We start from the raw sequence: 17,409 nt of genomic DNA on the forward strand, positions 1-17,409 counted from the left end.
TATGCGTACCTCACAATACAAAGGGGCTTTAAAATTATTTAAGAGATACTGGGTGGCTTATGGAGGCTTGAAAGCCGTTACTTTATCACCTTACTTTCACCTGTCTTTACTAATAACGATTATTTCATATGGCTCTTGGATTAATCCAAACTGGGTTGATACTCCAATATCAGTGCTACCAAATGTAATTGGTTTTTCTTTAGGTGGTTATGCAATTTGGCTCGCATTGGGTGATGAAAAATTTAGATATACAATTTCAGGTAAGTCAAAAGATGGTTCAGATTCACCGTTCATAAAAGTGAACGCTACTTTTGTTCACTTCATTATATTGCAAGTTATATCTTTGCTGTTTGCATTAATTGTAAAATCAAAACCTCTTTATAACAGCCCATTAGATTGGCAACACTATGCTTTAAATATTGCGCCATGGCTTTATGATTTTTCTAACATAGCGCACATAGTTGCATCTTTTGTTGGCTACCTCTTATTTATCTACGCAATCTTATCTGCACTCGCAGCCACAATGGCAATATTTAGAATTGCGGGTTGGCTAGAGGTTTACCACATGAAGCAAAACCAGCAAGAAGAAAGAAGGAAATAATAGGTTTGGTGATAACCAACAAAAATTTTTGTTGACTGTAACACAGCCCCACATATAAAGATCATTTTGTATACAAAGTTATAAAGCACGGAGAATTATGGAAATTGAATTAGCATGGTCATCTTTATTGAAAATCATAGCCTTAGGTGTACTTACATATGTTGTCTCTCCATTATTGATGGTAGTGAGAGACAGCATTTTATGGTGGGTGATTAACAAGGTTGTTTTTACAAAAAGAGCTAGGAAAATAGTCGCAGAATACTCTATAGATAAATCCTGGCTAGATTGCGCTGATATACTTCCTTTTCGAGTTCTGGGTTCGGAGATGAACAAAAATTTTACTTAAATAAAAATGAGGTAACTCCAGAAATCTGGCTTAATCAAAAGAAATATTGGGAGGAAACATCAGAAAAAGTAGCTAAGCAAGAATTTTATTTAAAATCACTTGAGAAACGTGTTGATCGTTTCTTACATCATTACAAACTAGATGATGTCAATCCAGTTAGAGCTATGCGGGAAAAGCTTTATGATAATTTCTGCAAGACATTCGAACGAAAGGCAGCCATAGATTTAAATAGCGCTGGGTATTCGGACAATCGCGAATAACCCCACCACTGAATAATAATGATCGGAAGTTCCCCCTGCGGGGTTGATATCGGCCAACCTGAAGTAGCACAAGGTGCGCCGGTGTCAATATAAGCTGGATTTATGGGTTTTCCGCCGATGATCTAACTTCTGCTTATAGTGGCCATCGCCAGCTTGATATAGCTCGATTACGGGCCGCAGGGCCCTTTCATATACTCTCCCACTTCTACGACACGCCGAGGAGGCGTTGATATGCAGTCACAGACTCACACTTTTATGATCAATGGCAGCCCAATGCCCTGCCTGCAGGCCGGTTCCGGTGAGCCGCAGCTGCTGATCCATGGCGCGCTGGCCAACCATACCCTCTGGCTCGAACATATCGAGCGGCTCTCACAGCACTACACCGTCTATGCCCCCACCCTGCGCCACTTTGGCGAGGCGGGCACAGAGGGGCCTTTCGGCCTAGAGACCCATGCCGGCGATCTGCTGGCGCTGCTGGCACAGCTGGCGTGTGGGCCTATCCATCTGGTCGGCTGGTCTTATGGCGCTGATGTGGTACTGACCGTCGCCTTGCAAGCTCCGGAGCGCGTCCGAAGCCTCTATCTGGTGGAGCCGGGCTGCCCGGGGGTGCTGGATGAGCAGGGGCTCGCCGCCTTTATGACCGATGCCGGCGCCATGTTCGGCCCCGTGTTTGGTCAGGTTGAAGCTGGGCAGTTGCAAGAGGCGGTGGCCACCCTGATCGATGGCTCGGGGGGCCGCCCGGGCTACTTTGCCGCGCAATCCCTCAAGTGGCAGCAGGCCCAGCTGGCAGAGGCCGCCAGCCTGCCCAAGCAGCTGAGCCAGAACAAGCGGCCGGATTGGTCGCCGTCGCGCCTTGCCGCGCTCAGCATGCCCACCTGCATCGTGCAGGGCGCGCAGACCAGAGCGCTGTTTGCGCAAGTGTGCGAGGCCCTTGGCAACGCCATCCCCGCCTGCCAGCGCCTGCAGGTGGCGGATGTCGGCCATCTCTACCCCATCGAGCAACCCGCGCTGTTTGTGCAGCAGCTGCTGCGTTGGCTCAAACAGCAGGCATGAAAAAACCGGAACCCAAGGGTTCCGGTTTTTTCATCAAGGCATCAGCTGTGGTAATCGCCCCGGGTGCTGCTTGATAACCGACCAGGGTAGTATGCTCCACTCGGTCAGCTCGCAGTTACGCTCGACACGGGGAAAAGAAGGGTCCAACACTATCCCCTTCTCTGTCATATACCAAGAGGCATACTCCCAGACTGACGGATCTGCGTAATTGCACTCTTCCGCATCGGGAACCATATCATTGGGGTAGAGCCGCCGAAACTCGTTTACGAGCCAAGGGGCCAGATACTTCTCCTTGTACTCAGATGCTGCAGGGTCATACGACCGACTATCGAACTTTACTGGAGCTCCACTACCAACCCAGAGCAGGTCTTCGAGTGTCAGCATCTCTCCGGTGGCAAGATTAATGTTTAATGGCGAATCACCAAAGTCAGGGTGTGCACCACCGCAAAAATAGCCGGTAAAGATACTGGCGCTGAGCAAGTTCGGACTGATGAAACGGGGCGTAACCGTCTGGTCGAATTCCCCACCCATAGGGGTACTCATACACTGAAAATAACTGGCGACCTCGCTCCACTGACGCTCTGCCAGCACATGATTGAGTTTCCCAAGCTGCTCAGCAGGTAGCCCTGACGTAATACGAAAATACGCAATTTTGCTTTGCGGCTCTTGCAGCCATTGCAAGCTATAACCCTGAAATGACTCTCGCTTGCCCGGTTTTAGTGAAAGTCCTTCAAGTCGCATGAGTTCATAAAGATCACGCTTACGCCAGCTGACAAGAACCGGATCCTGTATATCAATGGCGCTGCTATCGACCACCTTCAATACCACAGAAATAGGCTTCTTCCCGGCCCATGTTCCCTGAAGGCCATTACCGGAGCGCTCAAGGAGCATGGCGATCTTTTCGGGTTCACTGTTATCCCACAATTCTGAGAGCTGCAGGGTCTTACCCTCCCACTTACCCGACAGGGGAATATCCTTTCGGTACTTGCGGTAGAAGTAACGCCCACTGACCGTACCATCTGATGACGTATCAAGGGTCATCACTACCGGCATTCGTCCTACCTTGCCCTGATACACCTCGCTGGCCTGCGTAACCATAGCTAGCAACAAACAACCCAACCCCAGCCAAAACCTTGCTATCACCCTTCTCTCCTGTGTTGTGGCTATTGTCCATCCTCACGCTGCCCACTCATCAGAGTGGGCATATTGAAATTTTCTCTCGCAGAAATGGGCAATCAACAGATGAAACAGGAACCATACGGTTCCGGCTTTCATCATGCCAACTCAAACACGAGCAAGCCAAGCAATTAAGCCCGGTTTTTAACTTCTTTCAGACCGCAGAAAGGATCTTTGGCATCTAGAGCGTCTTCGATACGGATCTGTCGCTTGTACTGGTAAAAAGCCCCGCATCGCGGGGCTTTTTGTTATCGGCAGTAGCCAACTCAGTTGACTGCAACCGGCTGACCCAGCGCATCCGGCGGGGTCTGGAACTCGCGCTCGGCGTCGTCGAAGCGCTCCAGCATGGCCTTGGAGGGGGCCTTGTCCAGCAGGCTGAACACCACGATGGCGAGTCCGGAGAAGAGGAAGCCCGGGATGATTTCATAGAGCCCCAGCCAGCCGAACTGCTTCCAGACGATGACGGTCAGGGCGCCCACCAGCATGCCCGCCAGGGCGCCGTTGCGGGTCATCCGCGACCAGAGCACGGAGAGCAACACCACGGGGCCGAAGGCAGCGCCAAAGCCGGCCCAGGCGTAGCTCACCAGCCCCAGCACCCGGTTCTCCGGGTTCATGGCGACGGCGATGGCGATCAGCGCGATCACCAGCACCATGGCACGACCGACCCACACCAGCTCCTGCTGGGAGGCGTTCTTGCGCAGGAACGGCTTGTAGAGATCCTCGGTGATGGCGCTGGAGCAGACCAGCAGCTGGCAACTGAGGGTACTCATTACCGCCGCCAGGATGGCGGAGAGCAGCACGCCGGCGATCCAGGGATTGAACAGGATCTTGGAGAGCTCGATGAAGACCCGCTCCGGGTTGCCGGTGACGCCGGCCGCCTGTTCGGTGAAGGTGGAGAAGTAGGCCAGGCCGAAGAAGCCGATGGCCACGGCGCCGCCCAGGCAGAGCACCATCCAGGTCATGCTGATGCGACGGGCATTGGTCATGGAGTGGTGGGAATCCGCCGCCATGAAGCGCGCCAGGATGTGGGGCTGGCCGAAGTAGCCCAGGCCCCAGGCCATCAGCGAGATGATGGCGATGAAGTCCAGGTTCTTGAACATGTCGAGGTTGCTGGCGTTCTGCGCCGCCACCTGCACCATGGCAGTGTCGATGCCGCCCACCGCGATGATGACGAACACCGGGGTCAGGATCAGGGCGAAGATCATCAGGGTGGCCTGCACCGTATCGGTCCAGCTCACCGCAAGGAAGCCGCCGAAGAAGGTATAGGTGATGGTGGCCGCGGCGCCGACCCAGAGGGCGGTGTCATAGCTCATGCCGAAGGTGCTCTCGAACAGGCGGGCACCGGCCACTACGCCGGAGGCGCAGTAGATGGTGAAGAACAGCAGGATCACCAGGGCGGAGAGGATGCGCAGCACCCGGCTCTTGTCCTCGAAGCGGTAGGTGAAGTAGTCCGGCAGGGTCAGGGCGTTGCGGTTCTTCTCGGTATGCACCCGCAGCCGGCCGGCGACCCAGCGCCAGTTGAGGTAGGCCCCCAGGGTGAGGCCGATGGCGATCCAGCTCTCGGAGATGCCGCCAATGAAGACGGCGCCCGGCAGGCCCATCAAGAGCCAGCCGCTCATGTCGGAGGCACCGGCGGAGAGGGCGGTCACCCAGCTCCCCATCCGGCGGCCGCCGAGAATGTAGTCGTCAAAGTTGCGGGTGGCGCGATAGGCGATAAAGCCGATCAGGACCATCCCGAGGATGTACACCAGAAAGGTGATGAGCATGGGTGTGCTGGCTGTCATTCAAAACTCCGTTATGTGACGTGTGTACCCGTTCTGACGACGGGCTCTTCCTTAAAAAACCGCCCTAGCTTAATCAGCAGATCCCATGACCTCAACCTTTTTTAACAAACAGAAAACACAATATAAACGTTTCATCTTTAACCAACAGACCAGCTTTGCCCCGTTCCGCCAGATTTTATCCTGATGCAGCAACTGCTTATCCGCCGGGCACGATCCGCGGCACAACCCCGCCACGGCAGCAAAAAAAAAGCCCCGACCAGAGGTCGGGGCCATGTCGGCAAGCACCAATCAGCGATTGATCGCGATCGGCATGCCGCTGCGCTGCTCCAGCGCCTGCTTGACCAGCTGGGAGTCGCTGTCGGCGTGGGCGATGAAGCGGGTCACCGCCGGGGTCATCGGCAGCGGTGCAGGCAGGCTGGAGTTGAACTCCTCCTGATTGCGGGAGAGCGGCTGATGCACTTCCAGGTAGCGGCGGCCATCCGGCTCGACACTGGCCTTGATCGGCTGGTTGACGAACTGGACGCGGGTACCGACCGGTACCTTCTTGAACAGGTACTCGATATCGTCGTTGCGCAGGCGCACGCAGCCGTGGCTCACCCGCAGGCCGATGCCGAACTGGGCATTGGTGCCGTGGATGGCGTACATCTTGCCGATGTAGAGCGCGAACAGCCCCATGGGGTTGTCCGGGCCGGCCGGCCACACCGCAGGCAGGCTTTCGCCACGGGCGGCATATTCGGCATGCATCTTGGCGGTCGGGGTCCAGGTCGGGCCCGCCTTCTTGCGCTGCACGCTGGTCACCCAGTTTTCCGGGGTGTCGGTGCCGAGCTGGCCGATGCCGATGGGCAGCACTTCCACCACCTTCTTGCCTTTCGGGTAGTAATAGAGGCGCATCTCGGCCACGTTCAGCACGATGCCTTCACGGGGTGCATCCGGCAGGATCAGCTGGTGCGGCACGATCAGCTTCTCGCCGGTCTGCAGCAGCAGGGGATCCGCCTTGGGATTGGCCTCCAGCATGTTGGTCAGCCCCAGCTGGAATTTGGCGGCGGCGGCCTCCAGCGGCTGGCCGTTTTCTTCGGCCGGGACCACGTATTCCAGATTTTCACCCACCAGGCGGCTGTTGGCCGCAGGCAGGGCGTATTCAACCGCGAGCGCAGGCGCGGCGCCCAAGAGGAGGCTGCAGCACAGCGCGGCCGCAGTAGTGTGGAGGAGCTTCATAACTTTCCTGTAATGGATGACGTGGTTCAAGACTCTGGGCTGACCCGGGAGCGGCGGGCGATCCAGGGGGCGAAGAGAAGGCCGCCATTTTTCTCCTCTGCCGGGCAAATTTCAACTGACAAGTGGCGGCGGGTCAGCGATTAATATCGCTTTTTTATCCGCCGCCAGCCCCTGCCGGTCGGTCGTTTACCCCTTTTGCCAGGCGCGCATATCGTAACCTGTGGGAGATTGGTGCAACCGCAGATGAAATTGCTCAATGATGGCAAAGATGTGGTCGAAAATGTCGGCCTGGATCCCTTCGTAATCGGCCCAGGCGGTGGTCGCCGTGAAGCAGTAGATCTCCAGCGGCAGGCCGTCCGAGGTCGGTGCCAGCTGGCGCACCATCAGGGTCATGTCCTTGCGAATGCCGGGGTGGGCGCGCAGGTAGGCGTCCAGATAGGCGCGCAGGGTGCCGAGGTTGGTGAGGTGACGACCGTTGATGGGGCAGCTGATGGCGTCGCTCAACTGCTGGTTGTAGGCGCTCAGCTCCTGCTCCTTGCGGCTCAGATAGGGCGCCAGCAGCTGGGCCTGCTTGAGCTGCAGCTGCTCGTCCGCCGTCAGGAAGCGCACGCTGGTCATGTCGATGTTGACGCTGCGCTTGATGCGCCGACCACCCGACTCCGTCATCCCCTGCCAGTTCTTGAAGGAGTCGGAAATCAGGGCATAGGTGGGGATGGTGGTGATGGTCTTGTCCCAGTTCGACACCTTGACCGTGGTGAGGCCGATGTCGGTCACCTCGCCATCGGCGCCGTACTTGTCCATCTGCAGCCAGTCACCGACACTCAGCATCCGGTTGGCGGAGAGCTGGATGCCGGCCACCAGCCCGAGGATAGGATCCTTGAACACCAACATCAGCACTGCGGTCATGGCACCCAGACCGCTGAATAGGAACAGCGGCGACTTGCCGAGCAGCAGGGCGATCATCAGGATACCCACCAGGATGCTGCCCACCAGCTTCACCCCCTGGAAGATACCGCGCAGGGGCAGATCCCGCCCGAGCCGGGTGTAGCGGCTCACCGACAGCATGCAGTCGAGCAGGGCAAACAGGGAGAGCAGCAGGAACAGCAGGATCCAGAGCTGGGCCACCATCTCGATCAGTTGCAGGCTGTCGGAGTTGCGCGGCAGCCAGATCTCGGCCTGACCGAGCAGCACGGCCCCCTGCAGCACGAAGGCGAGCCGGTAGAACAATCGCTGCTGCAACTGGGGCGGCAGCCATACCTGCTTGGTCTTGCCGAGCACCCCCACCAGCCGCACCAGCAGCACCCGGTGCAGCAGCATGTGCAGCAGCAGTGAGGTGAGCACGATAAAGCCGAGGGCGATCACCAGCCCCATCATGCCGGTTACCTCCAGCCCGAGCCCGGCCAGCCAGCGAAAAAACATCTCCTTCATCCCATCCTCCTGTGCGTGAAACTGCGGTCAGGGTACGTATCTGCCACCCCATGTCAAATGACAGCCGGCGCCACGGCCGCCACAAACGACAACGCCCGGCAGGGGCCGGGCGTTGTCTGGGAGCGAGGGTGCGTTAGCCGACCAGGCTCAGGGCATCGCGGGCGATGACCAGCTCTTCGTTGGTGGGCATCACCAGCGCCAGGCGGCTGCCTTCGGCCGTGATGGGGCCTTCACCGCCCAGCACCGCGGCGTTGTTGGCTTCCTTGTCGATCTTGAAGCCGAACAGGGCCAGACGGGCCAGCACCATCTCGCGCACCATGGCGGCGTTTTCACCGATACCACCGGTGAACACCAGGGCGTCCAGACGACCATCCATGGCGGCAGCGTAGGCGCCGACATACTTGGCCACCCGGTAGGTGAACACGTCCAGCGCGCGCTTGGCACCGGCGTCGGTGGCGTAGTTGGTGGTGACATAGCGGCAGTCGCTGCTCGCCTCGGTCATGCCCAGCAGGCCGGACTCGCGGGTCAGGGTGTGGTTGATCTGCTCCACGCTGTAACCGAGCTGGTCGTGCATGAAGAAGACTACAGCGGGGTCTATGTCGCCGGAGCGGGTGCCCATCGCCAGCCCTTCCAGCGGGGTCAGGCCCATGGAGGTGTCGACGGATTCGCCGCCACGGATGGCGCAGACGGAGGCGCCGTTACCCAGGTGGCAGTTGATGATGTTGAGCTCGGAGAGCGGCTTGCCCAGCGCCTTGGCGGTCTCTTCTGCGATGAAGCGGTGGGAGGTGCCATGGGCGCCGTAACGACGGATGCCGTTCTCTTTGTAGAGCTTGTAGGGCAGCGCGTAGAGGTAGGCTTCCTGTGGCAGGGTCTGGTGGAAGGCGGTGTCGAACACGGCCACGTTCTTCTCTGCCAGCGCCGGGAACACCTTCAGCGCGGCACGGATGCCGATCAGGTGCGCCGGGTTGTGCAGGGGGGCGAACGGAATGGCGGCTTCGATACCGGCAATCACGCCGTCATCGATGCGAACGGAACGGGAGAACTGCTCGCCACCGTGCACGATGCGGTGACCGATGGCCACCAGCTGCTCGGCCAGAGTCGGATCCTGCGGCAGGATGTGACCCACGATGTGGTCGAGGGCCTCCTGGTGCGCGGCGCCCGCGCCCAGCATGGCTTCGCCTTTGACCCCGTGGAGTTTCCATTTGATACGTGCATCATCCAGATTGAAGCATTCGGCCAGGCCGGACAGCATGTCCTCACCTGTTTCGGCGTCCATTACGGCAAATTTCAGGGAAGAGCTACCGCAGTTAAGGATCAATACCAACTTGCTCATGTTCTACATCTTCCTGTGCTTCGGCTTTATGCCGACAGTGTCGTGTCATCCAAAGTGGATGGGATTCCCCTGCCGGGGGCTTATGGTCGCAGGAAAGTGCGCCCAATTTTTCAATATGTTAAGTGCAAATCCGGATGATTCCGGGCACTCGTCTCAGCCAGGCTGCGCCAGCGGTCACAGGCCGGCCAGCAGATCCCGGTGCACCTTGACCACCAGCTTCTTCACCTGAGCCGGCTGGTTGGGGGTGCAGAGGGGGCGATGCAGTTCTCCCGGCCAGAAGATGGCGAAGTCGCCGGGCTGCAACGCCAGATAACTGGTCTGTTCGTCCTCGACGAACCAGAGGTCGGGATGGGGATGATCGGCGCCTTCGGCAACATAGCCATGGGGCCCGACCCCGATCCACTCTTCGCCACGCAGCAGCAGCTGGATGTCCAGATACTGCTGATGGAACTCGCCACGGCGATCCGCGGCCGGCTCGGTCAGCTCTTCGCTCACCAGGCAGAACAGCTTGAGACCGTCGATCTCCTGCTTGCCGAGCGGCGCCTGCAGCCACTGTTCGACGCTTTGCACCACCTCGACCATGATGCGGTCCAGCGGGGCGGGCAGCGGCGTGCGCTGCAGGGTGTTCAGACTGCCGGTGATCATGGCGCTTCCTTAGGTGTATTCAGGCGACATCTTAGCCGCAAAATGAAAAAGGACCCTGTTGAGGTCCTTGTGTCACACCGCCTGCAATCCGTGCAGACAGAGATAGAGCATTTGCTCGTATCAAGCGGGATGAGTGCACTGTTACACACTCATCCGCGGCTTGCCAAGAGGCGCAAGCGCGTTCGCCCAGTGATCGTACCAGCTGAAACAATATTATTCACTACTCCAGCACCGCCGACTTTGACCAGACGCAAAAACGGGAGCATCTGCTCCCGTTTTTTTCGCATCACCCGGTGATAACCGGTGCCATTCAAGCCTTGCCGGCGTTCTCCACCGGCTTGGCGTACATGGCGCGCCAGATGGCCTTGTGCTCTTCCGGCACCTCCGACTGACGGCTCAGGAAGGCAGCCTGCTCGATGGTGTTGGCCTTGCCTGCCACATCTGCAGCCAGGTAGTTGCCCGGGAAGAGGCGGTAGTTGCCCCAGATCGCCTTGTCGATGAGCGCAGCCAGTTCATCCGGATCGCTGAAGCCCTCGGTGATGGGGGCGCCGAAGGAGACGTGTACCCGCCCCTTCTGGCCGACGATGCCGGCGACAATGCTCTCGATGTCTTCGAACTCGCCCTTCTCGTAGCTGCCGTTGACCGACTTCTCGTACAGCTCGCGCGCCTTGGCCTTGTCGGTGGGATCCAGCTCGTAGCTGATGCTGACCGGCACGATATTGAGGCTGCGCATGTAGTCGACGAACTCGATCTTCTGCTTCTTGCCGTCCACGTAGAACATCTTGAGGATGGCCGGATCGGTCTTGTCATCGCCGTTCTTGGCGCGCCCTTCCTTCTGGGCAATCCAGATGGAGTGGCCTTCGTGCACCGACTGGCCGATGTAGGCGGACAGCTCGCCGAGCGCCTTCATCATCTCCCGCGGCCCCTTTGCGGAGCGCTTGACGATGAAGCTCTTGTTGAGCTTCATCAGCTCGGTGGCGCAGGGTTTGCGCAGCAGGTTGTCGCCGATGGCAATGCGCACGGTATCGAACCCGTGGGTGTGCAGCCCCCAGTTGACGAACGCCGGATCCATGGCGATGTCCCTGTGGTTGGAGACGAACAGGTAGCCCTGCTCCTTCTTCAGATGCTCGAGCCCGGAGAAGGTCACCCCCTGGGTGGAGGTGGCGATCATCCGGCTCATGTAGCGGGTCACTCCCATCTGCACCTGATGGATGGTGGTCACCTTGGACCACTTGTAGCGCAGGAACTGGCGGATCAGCGGGCGGATGGCCCAGCCCAGCCAGCTCATCAGGGAGCCGAAACGATACTTGGCGATGGCGCCGACAAATTCATCATCCCGGATCAGCCGTTCGATGGCTGCCGGCACTTCCTCATCGCGGTAGGGGCGAATGTCCGCGAATCTATCTACTTCAGTCACAGTGTCAGCCTTGCAGGTAAGGAGTCGCGGCCAGCGCGCGCTGGCCGGAAAATTCAGGGCGCAATTTTACACGCTTTTATGCCGAGGGGTATGTGGCGTGCGTAGATAGTGAGATCTGACCAGTGAAATGAACAAATGGCCCCGTTCGGGCCATTCTTTTTTACTCTTCCACCGTGAACGAGAGCATCATGCCGGTATCCTCGTGCTCCAGCAGATGGCAGTGGGCCATGTAGGCCCGCTCCTTGGGCGCCGTGTGATCGAAACGCACCAGCACCTCGCTGCGCCCGCCCTCCACCTTGACGATGTCCTTCCAGCCGGCGCGATGCGGTGCCACCGGCTGACCGTTCTCGCTCAGGATCCGGAAGCGGGAGCCGTGAATATGGAAGGGGTGCAGCATCATGTCCCCCTCCCCCGAGATGATCCAGCGCTCGGTACGGCCGCGCTTGACCGCAAACTGCGGGTCGTTCATGGCGAAGGCCTGGCCGTTGATGCGGTTGCCGCCGTGCAGATCCAGCGGCTTGGCACTGCCCTTGTCCTCCTGCATCCCCGCCATGGTGTCGTGCTGCATCTCGCCCGCTGGCATGGCCATGGCGCCATGATCCATCCCCGCCATCGACATACCGGCCATCCCCTCGCCCTGCCCGTCCATCTTCATCCCGGCCATGGTGCCCGTATCGCCGTGGGCCATGCTCATGCCCGCCATGGCGCCGTGGCCGTAGCGGCTCATTAGCGCCTGCATCCCCTGCCGGTCCAGCTCGGGATCCATCGACAGGGTCAGGGTGCGGCTCGGCAAGCCTTGGGTGGCCGGCAGCGCCGGCAGCCGGGCCAGGCTGTCCGGCAAGCGTCCCTTGCCCTCGATGAGGGAGGGCCGGATCCGCAGCAGCGGCAGGGCCGCATCGAACGGCGCCAGGGTCATCCCCATCTGGCGTACCGGCAGGGTGAGCAGGTCGAACGCCTTGCCGTTGCGGGCATCCACCATCACCTCGAAGCGCTCCCCCGGCAGCAGCGCCAGCTCGCTCAGCGCCACCGGCTCCGCCAGCAGGCCGCCATCACTGCCGATCACATACAAGGGGCGGCCGTCACTGGTCGCCAGCGTGAGGGAGCGGGCATTGCAGCCGTTGAGCAGCCGCAAGCGCAGCCAGCCGCGAGGCGCATCGTGGGCCGGATAGACGGCGCCGTTGGTCAGCATCAGATCGCCGAACCAGCCGACCGCCGCGCTCATCACATCCAGCTGGTAGTCCACCTGATCCCGCCCATCGAGGCGCTTGTCCTGCAGTACCAGCGGGATGTCGTCCACACCCCAGCGCTGGGGCAGCGGCAGCCGCAGGCTCTCCTCGTCGTCGAGGATGAAGAGCCCGGCCAGCCCCATGGCCACCTGATGGCCGGTCTGTCCGTGGGTGTGGGGGTGATACCAGCAGGTGGCCGCCGGCTGCTCGATGCGAAACGCCGCCTGCCACTCTTTGCCGGACGGGATGCTGGCCTGCGGGCCGCCATCGGCGGTGCCGGGCACCTCCAGCCCGTGCCAGTGCACAGTGGTGGTCTCCGCCAGCTGGTTGGCGACCCGGACTCGCACCGCCTGCCCCTGACGGGCACGCAAAGTGGGGCCGAGCAGGTTGCCGTTGTAGCCCCAGCTATGGGTCGGCTGGCGTCGCCACTGCATCTGGCCCGGCTGGGCCCTGAGCTGGAACACGCCGCTGGTATCCGCCTCCAGCAACGCGGGAATCGGCAGGGCTGGCCGCTCGGCGGCAACCGCCCGACCCCACCGGGGCAGGGCGCCGGCGATACCGACGGCAGTGGAGAATTTGAGAAAATCGCGACGCTGCATGAGTCGTTCCTCGTTGGCCAAAGCGGACCTTCAGCCTAAGCAGCAACCCTGCGTCAAGGTCAAGCCCTGCCAAGCCGGCGGCCGGACAATTTCTGGCTTATCCGCTTGCCAGCAGTGCCATGGTCGTCAAGCCAACGCCAGGCTCACCGCCGCCTCGGCGTGGATGGCAGTGGTATCGTAGAGCAGCACCGCAGCATTGGCCTCCCCCACCAGCAGGGCTATCTCGGTGCAGCCGAGGATCACCGCCTGGGCTCCCGCGTCGGCCAGCGCACTGATGATGGCCAGGTACTCGGCCCGCGATGCCTCGCGAATGTCGCCAAGGCACAGCTCGTCATAGATGATGCGGTGCACCCGCTCCCGCTGCGCCTCGCCGGGCACCAGCACCTCCAGCCCGAACTTGTCCTGCAAGCGCCCCTTGTAGAAATCCTGCTCCATGGTGAAGCGGGTGCCGAGCAGGCCGACCCTTTGGATCCCGTCCGCTTGCAGCTGACGCGCGGTGGCATCGGCGATATGGAGCAGCGGGATATCGATGGCAGCCTCGATCTCGGGCGCCACCTTGTGCATGGTGTTGGTGCCGATCAGCAGAAAATCGGCGCCGCCGGCCTGGATGGCCCGCGCCTCGGCCGCCAGCAGACGAGCGGTGGCGGGCCAGTCCCCGATGTGCTGCAACCGCTCTATCTCGGCAAAGTCGACGCTGCTCAGCAGCACCCGCGCCGAGTGCAGGCCGCCGAGCCGCTCGCGCACGCCCCGGTTGAGCGCCTGATAGTAGCTGACGGTGGACTCCCAGCTCATGCCACCCAGCAGACCGATACATTTCATGGGACCTCCTTGTGCAAACCGATCGTGTACACCGATTGTGCAAATCAACCAGAGGGCGGCGCGCGTCATCGCACCGCCCCGTGAATAAAAAAGGCCCCGCAGGGCCAACAAGACAGCCGGTAAAGGCCCGGGCACAGGCCCGGACTAAATCCATATCATCAGCACGCAGGCCGCCGTGGCGACCCCCATGCCGAGATTGAAACGACGCCAGCCTCTGGCGGTGCGAATGAGGCGGCGCACCTGGGCACCGAACAGCACCCAGAAGGCCCCGGTATAGAGGCCGGTCACGAAGAAGATGCCGAGCACCCAGATGGCGGAGGGCCAGTAGGCCTCCCCCGCCAGGGTGAAGCCGCTGATGGCGGAGAGCGCCATCATCCACGCCTTGGGGTTGAGCAACTGCAGCATGGCTCCCTGATGGGCCGGGATCAGCGGCCGGTTGCCCTCGGCCGGGCCGCTGGCGGTCGCCACCTTCCAGGCCAGCCAGAGCAGGTAGGCCGAGCCGATGAGCTTGAGCCCGTCGTGCAGCAGCGGCAGCTGCTCGAACATCACCCCCAGCCCCAGCGCCGTGGCCAGGATCATCAGGTTGATCCCCCCCACCACGCCCACCAGCAGGGGTACGCTGCGGCGAAAGCCCTGGGCCGCACCGGCGCTGGTGAGCAGCATGTTGTTGGGGCCCGGCGTGCCACAAGTGATGAGGGCAAAGCCCGCCAGGGGAAGCAACCAGTTCAGATCCATCTCAACCTCTTGATGATGCAGGGCGCCGACTCGGCGACAAGCCTTCTAATATGCAGAGCCGGTGCCCGTCAGACAAGGCCGCAGATGCACTTTCTTCGCATCTTTATGCGGCCCCTGGCAGCACTCAGTACCAGAGCATCACCACGCAGAGCGCGGTCAGCGCCCCCAAGCTGCCGTTGAGCCGGCGCCAGCCTCTGTCAGAGTTGATCCAGCGGCTGAGCTGATGACCGAACAGCACCCAGGCGAAGCAGACTGGCAATCCGGCCATGGGGAAGACGGCCATGATGCCCCACAGACTCGGCCAGTAAGCACTGCCCGGCAGACTGAACAGACTGATGGCGGAGATCCCCATCATCCAGGCCTTGGGGTTGAGGAACTGGAAGCCCAGCCCCTCCAGCAGGGTCAGCGGGCGTGAACGTCGTTCCGGATCACCGGGGGCGCCAGCCACCGCGATGCGCCATGCCAGCCACAACAAATAGAGGCTGCCCAGCACCTGCAGGCTCAGCTTGAGCAGCGGCCAACGCTCGAACAGGGGGTAGAGCCCCAGCGCCAGCACCAGTTGCAGGACGGGTTGTCCCACCACGACACCGATCAGATGGGGCAGGGTGCGACGCACCCCGAAGTTGGCGCCGGAGGCGGTCAGCATGAGGTTGTTGGGGCCCGGCGTGCCACAGGTGAGCAACGCAAAGCCAAACAGGGTGGCATACCATTCGAACGTCATCTTTGTACTCCTGAACTGCGCACATTGTATCGATACAATGTGCTACTTTTGGTTGTTATCGGGTTCAAAATCACGCTATATTGCCGATACATTTCGATCAATGGATTTATTGTCACCATGACAATCTGGACCCCGGACCTCACCCCCTTCGCCGGCCCCCTCTACCTCAAACTGGTGAAGGCCATCGAGCAGGCCATTCAGGACGGCTCCCTGCCGCCCGAGACCCGGCTGCCCACCCACAGGGCGCTGGCGGACAAGCTGGGGGTCACCGTCGGCACCGTCACCCGCGCCTATGGCGAGGCGGAGCGACGCGGGCTGCTGGCCGCCCGAGTGGGGCACGGCACCTGGGTCAAGGGGGAGCATGAGGATCCGGCCAACGCCTGGGTGATCCGCAAGGAGGAGGGGCACCGCATCGAGTTGTGGCAGAACCTGCCGGTGCAGCTGGATCGGGCCGCCATCATCCGCCCCATGCTGGCGGAAGTGGCGGACGGGGATCTCAACGCCCTGCTCGGTTATGACAAGGAGGCGGGCCAGCCGAGCCAGCGCCAGCTGTTCATCGACTGGCTGGCCGAGCAGGGGGTGGCGGGCAGCGAGGAGTATCTGCTGTTCAGCCACGGCGCCCAGCACGGCATCATGCTCTCCCTGCTGGCCACCGGCTGCGTGGGGGAGACCCTGTTCTGCGAAGGGCTCAGCTACCCCGGCATGCTGGGCAACGCCCGTCAGCTGAAGAATCAGGTGGTGGGGTTGGCGATGGACGCAGAGGGGCTGCTGCCCGACGCGCTGGAGGCGGCCTGCCGTACCCGCCGCGCCAAGCTGCTCTACCTCACCCCCACCCTGCAAAATCCCACCACCGCCACCATGAGCCTGGCGCGGCGCGAGGCCATCGTCGCCATCGCCCGTCGCCATGACCTGCTGATCATCGAGGACGACGTCAACGGCCTGCTGCCCCAGCAACCGGTGACGCCACTGGTCAATCTGGCGCCGGAGCGGGTCATCTATCTGGGCAGCCTGGCCAAGATCGCCTGTGGCGGCCTGCGGGTCGGCTTCGTGCTGACCCCGCCGGCCCTGCGCGGTGCCTTCGCCCAGGCGATGCGGCTGTCGAGCTGGATGGTGAGCCCGCTGCTCATCGAGCTGGCCTGCAAGCTGGTGAGCCAGCGCCAGATCATGCCATTGGTCGAACAGCAGCGGCAGATCCTGGCACGTCGCGGCGAGCTGCTGCGCCACCTGCTGCCGGGGGCCTGCTGGCAGGCGGGCTCCATGCACGCCTGGCTGCCACTGCCGGAGCCCTGGCGCAGCCAGGAGTTTGCCGAGGCCGCCAATGCCCTTGACGTCGGCGTGGCCAGCGGGGAACACTTCGCCGCCGGCCAGTTCGCCGCCCCGCAGGGCGTGCGGCTGAGCCTGAGCCAGCCGGCCACCGACGCCCGCGTCGCCGAGGGGCTGGAGCGGCTCGCCGGTCTGCTGCGCGCCGCGCCGCCCACCAATACCCTGCTATAGTCAGCCCCGGCCCAGCCCATCCGTGCGCCCAAAGGAGAGCCCATGCACCCGACCCGCGCCCCCTTGTTGCTCCTCACCCTGCTGCTGGGGGGCTGTGCCTCCCCCGCTCATCAACAGCTGGGGGCCGCGCTGAGCGGGCTGGAGGGGGAGTTGCAACGGCTGGAAGAGGAGCTGGCGGCCATGAACGGCCTCCATTACCAGAAGGCGATCGACGCTCCCTTGAGTCTGCGCCGCCGGCTGAGCGCCCCCGTCCCCACGGAGCAGGGGCTGCTGCCCAGCCGCAGCACGCTGACAGACGGCCCCCTGCTGCGCTACGACTACCAACTGCCGGCCGGCATGGCCAGCCTGCCCCTCACCGAACCCTGCCTGCGCTACGAGTTCGAACTGCGCCACCTGGGCCGCCTCGGCCAGCTCACCCTGCACTGGCAGGGGGCGGCGGGCTCGGGGGAGCAACTGATCCAGCAGCGCGACTGCCCCTTTTCGGCCAAAGGGCCCGGTCTGCAGTAGGCCCGCCGCCGGCCGACCTGCCCCTATGGTCAGTTGAAAGGGGCGAAGCC

16 protein-coding genes are annotated in these 17,409 nt (G+C 61.4%); 5 read left to right on the forward strand and 11 right to left on the reverse strand.

Going from position 1 to position 17,409, the window contains the following annotated elements:
• Position 1: 1 nt before the first annotated feature.
• The 3 genes from OKB87_RS14410 (at position 2) to OKB87_RS14420 (ending at position 2,260) form a co-directional block, all read left to right on the forward strand.
• Positions 2-601, forward strand: a complete 600-nt coding sequence (locus OKB87_RS14410; RefSeq protein ID WP_270827811.1) for a hypothetical protein — start codon at positions 2-4, stop codon at positions 599-601.
• Between the two features lie 97 nt (positions 602-698).
• A complete protein-coding gene (locus OKB87_RS14415) occupies positions 699-947 on the forward strand; it encodes a hypothetical protein (RefSeq protein WP_270827813.1) in 249 nt (82 codons plus the stop codon).
• Positions 948-1,438: 491 nt separating this feature from the next.
• A complete protein-coding gene (locus OKB87_RS14420) occupies positions 1,439-2,260 on the forward strand; it encodes an alpha/beta fold hydrolase (RefSeq protein ID WP_270827814.1) in 822 nt (273 codons plus the stop codon).
• 33 nt (positions 2,261-2,293) lie between these two features.
• Here OKB87_RS14420 and OKB87_RS14425 read toward each other — a convergent pair whose 3' ends face one another.
• The 11 genes from OKB87_RS14425 to OKB87_RS14475 form a co-directional block, all read right to left on the reverse strand.
• Positions 2,294-3,403: a hypothetical protein gene (locus OKB87_RS14425; RefSeq protein WP_270827815.1), complete on the reverse strand. Its 1,110-nt coding sequence runs from the start codon at positions 3,401-3,403 to the stop codon at positions 2,294-2,296.
• Positions 3,404-3,702: 299 nt separating this feature from the next.
• The gene (putP, locus tag OKB87_RS14430; protein ID WP_270827816.1) at positions 3,703-5,220 is read right to left on the reverse strand and encodes a sodium/proline symporter PutP; all 1,518 of its coding nucleotides are present in this window, start codon (positions 5,218-5,220) and stop codon (positions 3,703-3,705) included.
• A gap of 288 nt (positions 5,221-5,508) precedes the next feature.
• A complete protein-coding gene (locus tag OKB87_RS14435) occupies positions 5,509-6,435 on the reverse strand; it encodes a L,D-transpeptidase family protein (RefSeq protein ID WP_016351926.1) in 927 nt (308 codons plus the stop codon).
• Positions 6,436-6,621: 186 nt separating this feature from the next.
• A complete protein-coding gene (locus OKB87_RS14440; RefSeq protein WP_011707327.1) occupies positions 6,622-7,863 on the reverse strand; it encodes a mechanosensitive ion channel family protein in 1,242 nt (413 codons plus the stop codon).
• 133 nt (positions 7,864-7,996) lie between these two features.
• Entirely contained in the window at positions 7,997-9,196 is a 1,200-nt protein-coding gene (locus OKB87_RS14445) for an acetate kinase (protein WP_024945799.1), read from the reverse strand.
• Positions 9,197-9,370: 174 nt separating this feature from the next.
• Positions 9,371-9,841 carry a YhcH/YjgK/YiaL family protein gene (locus OKB87_RS14450; protein WP_049048167.1) on the reverse strand — a complete coding sequence of 157 codons (471 nt, stop codon included), beginning with the start codon at positions 9,839-9,841 and terminating at the stop codon, positions 9,371-9,373.
• A gap of 310 nt (positions 9,842-10,151) precedes the next feature.
• Positions 10,152-11,258 carry a 1-acyl-sn-glycerol-3-phosphate acyltransferase gene (locus OKB87_RS14455; RefSeq protein WP_060390729.1) on the reverse strand — a complete coding sequence of 369 codons (1,107 nt, stop codon included), beginning with the start codon at positions 11,256-11,258 and terminating at the stop codon, positions 10,152-10,154.
• Between the two features lie 160 nt (positions 11,259-11,418).
• Entirely contained in the window at positions 11,419-13,083 is a 1,665-nt protein-coding gene (gene cueO, locus OKB87_RS14460) for a multicopper oxidase CueO (RefSeq protein WP_077096558.1), read from the reverse strand.
• A gap of 126 nt (positions 13,084-13,209) precedes the next feature.
• Positions 13,210-13,902, reverse strand: a complete 693-nt coding sequence (locus OKB87_RS14465; RefSeq protein ID WP_270827817.1) for an aspartate/glutamate racemase family protein — start codon at positions 13,900-13,902, stop codon at positions 13,210-13,212.
• A 144-nt stretch (positions 13,903-14,046) separates the two neighbouring features.
• A complete protein-coding gene (locus tag OKB87_RS14470; protein WP_017411093.1) occupies positions 14,047-14,637 on the reverse strand; it encodes a LysE family translocator in 591 nt (196 codons plus the stop codon).
• A 124-nt stretch (positions 14,638-14,761) separates the two neighbouring features.
• Positions 14,762-15,358: a LysE family translocator gene (locus tag OKB87_RS14475; RefSeq protein ID WP_043127371.1), complete on the reverse strand. Its 597-nt coding sequence runs from the start codon at positions 15,356-15,358 to the stop codon at positions 14,762-14,764.
• 117 nt (positions 15,359-15,475) lie between these two features.
• Between OKB87_RS14475 and OKB87_RS14480 the strand changes: the two genes are divergently transcribed.
• Together OKB87_RS14480 and OKB87_RS14485 are read left to right on the forward strand one after the other, a co-directional pair.
• Positions 15,476-16,852 (forward strand): aminotransferase-like domain-containing protein, encoded by a 1,377-nt coding sequence (locus tag OKB87_RS14480; RefSeq protein ID WP_041216550.1) that lies wholly within the window; start codon positions 15,476-15,478, stop codon positions 16,850-16,852.
• Between the two features lie 42 nt (positions 16,853-16,894).
• On the forward strand, positions 16,895-17,359 hold the full coding sequence (locus OKB87_RS14485; RefSeq protein WP_270827819.1) for a hypothetical protein: 465 nt from the start codon (positions 16,895-16,897) through the stop codon (positions 17,357-17,359).
• Positions 17,360-17,409 lie beyond the last annotated feature (50 nt).

The organism is Aeromonas sp. Y318-1, assembly GCF_027706125.1.
GTDB classification, from domain to species: domain Bacteria; phylum Pseudomonadota; class Gammaproteobacteria; order Enterobacterales; family Aeromonadaceae; genus Aeromonas; species Aeromonas hydrophila.

Bases quoted from the DNA above. Each gene is read 5' to 3' on its own strand.
- OKB87_RS14485 (WP_270827819.1), top strand. From the start codon at position 16,895: ATGCACCCGACCCGCGCCCCCTTGTTGCTCCTCACCCTGCTGCTGGGG.
- OKB87_RS14435 (WP_016351926.1), bottom strand. From the start codon at position 6,435: ATGAAGCTCCTCCACACTACTGCGGCCGCGCTGTGCTGCAGCCTCCTC.
- OKB87_RS14420 (WP_270827814.1), top strand. From the start codon at position 1,439: ATGCAGTCACAGACTCACACTTTTATGATCAATGGCAGCCCAATGCCC.
- OKB87_RS14470 (WP_017411093.1), bottom strand. From the start codon at position 14,637: ATGGATCTGAACTGGTTGCTTCCCCTGGCGGGCTTTGCCCTCATCACT.
- OKB87_RS14445 (WP_024945799.1), bottom strand. From the start codon at position 9,196: ATGAGCAAGTTGGTATTGATCCTTAACTGCGGTAGCTCTTCCCTGAAA.
- OKB87_RS14450 (WP_049048167.1), bottom strand. From the start codon at position 9,841: ATGATCACCGGCAGTCTGAACACCCTGCAGCGCACGCCGCTGCCCGCC.
- putP (WP_270827816.1), bottom strand. From the start codon at position 5,220: ATGACAGCCAGCACACCCATGCTCATCACCTTTCTGGTGTACATCCTC.
- OKB87_RS14475 (WP_043127371.1), bottom strand. From the start codon at position 15,358: ATGACGTTCGAATGGTATGCCACCCTGTTTGGCTTTGCGTTGCTCACC.
- OKB87_RS14415 (WP_270827813.1), top strand. From the start codon at position 699: ATGGAAATTGAATTAGCATGGTCATCTTTATTGAAAATCATAGCCTTA.
- cueO (WP_077096558.1), bottom strand. From the start codon at position 13,083: ATGCAGCGTCGCGATTTTCTCAAATTCTCCACTGCCGTCGGTATCGCC.
- OKB87_RS14410 (WP_270827811.1), top strand. From the start codon at position 2: ATGCGTACCTCACAATACAAAGGGGCTTTAAAATTATTTAAGAGATAC.
- OKB87_RS14480 (WP_041216550.1), top strand. From the start codon at position 15,476: ATGACAATCTGGACCCCGGACCTCACCCCCTTCGCCGGCCCCCTCTAC.
- OKB87_RS14440 (WP_011707327.1), bottom strand. From the start codon at position 7,863: ATGAAGGAGATGTTTTTTCGCTGGCTGGCCGGGCTCGGGCTGGAGGTA.
- OKB87_RS14465 (WP_270827817.1), bottom strand. From the start codon at position 13,902: ATGAAATGTATCGGTCTGCTGGGTGGCATGAGCTGGGAGTCCACCGTC.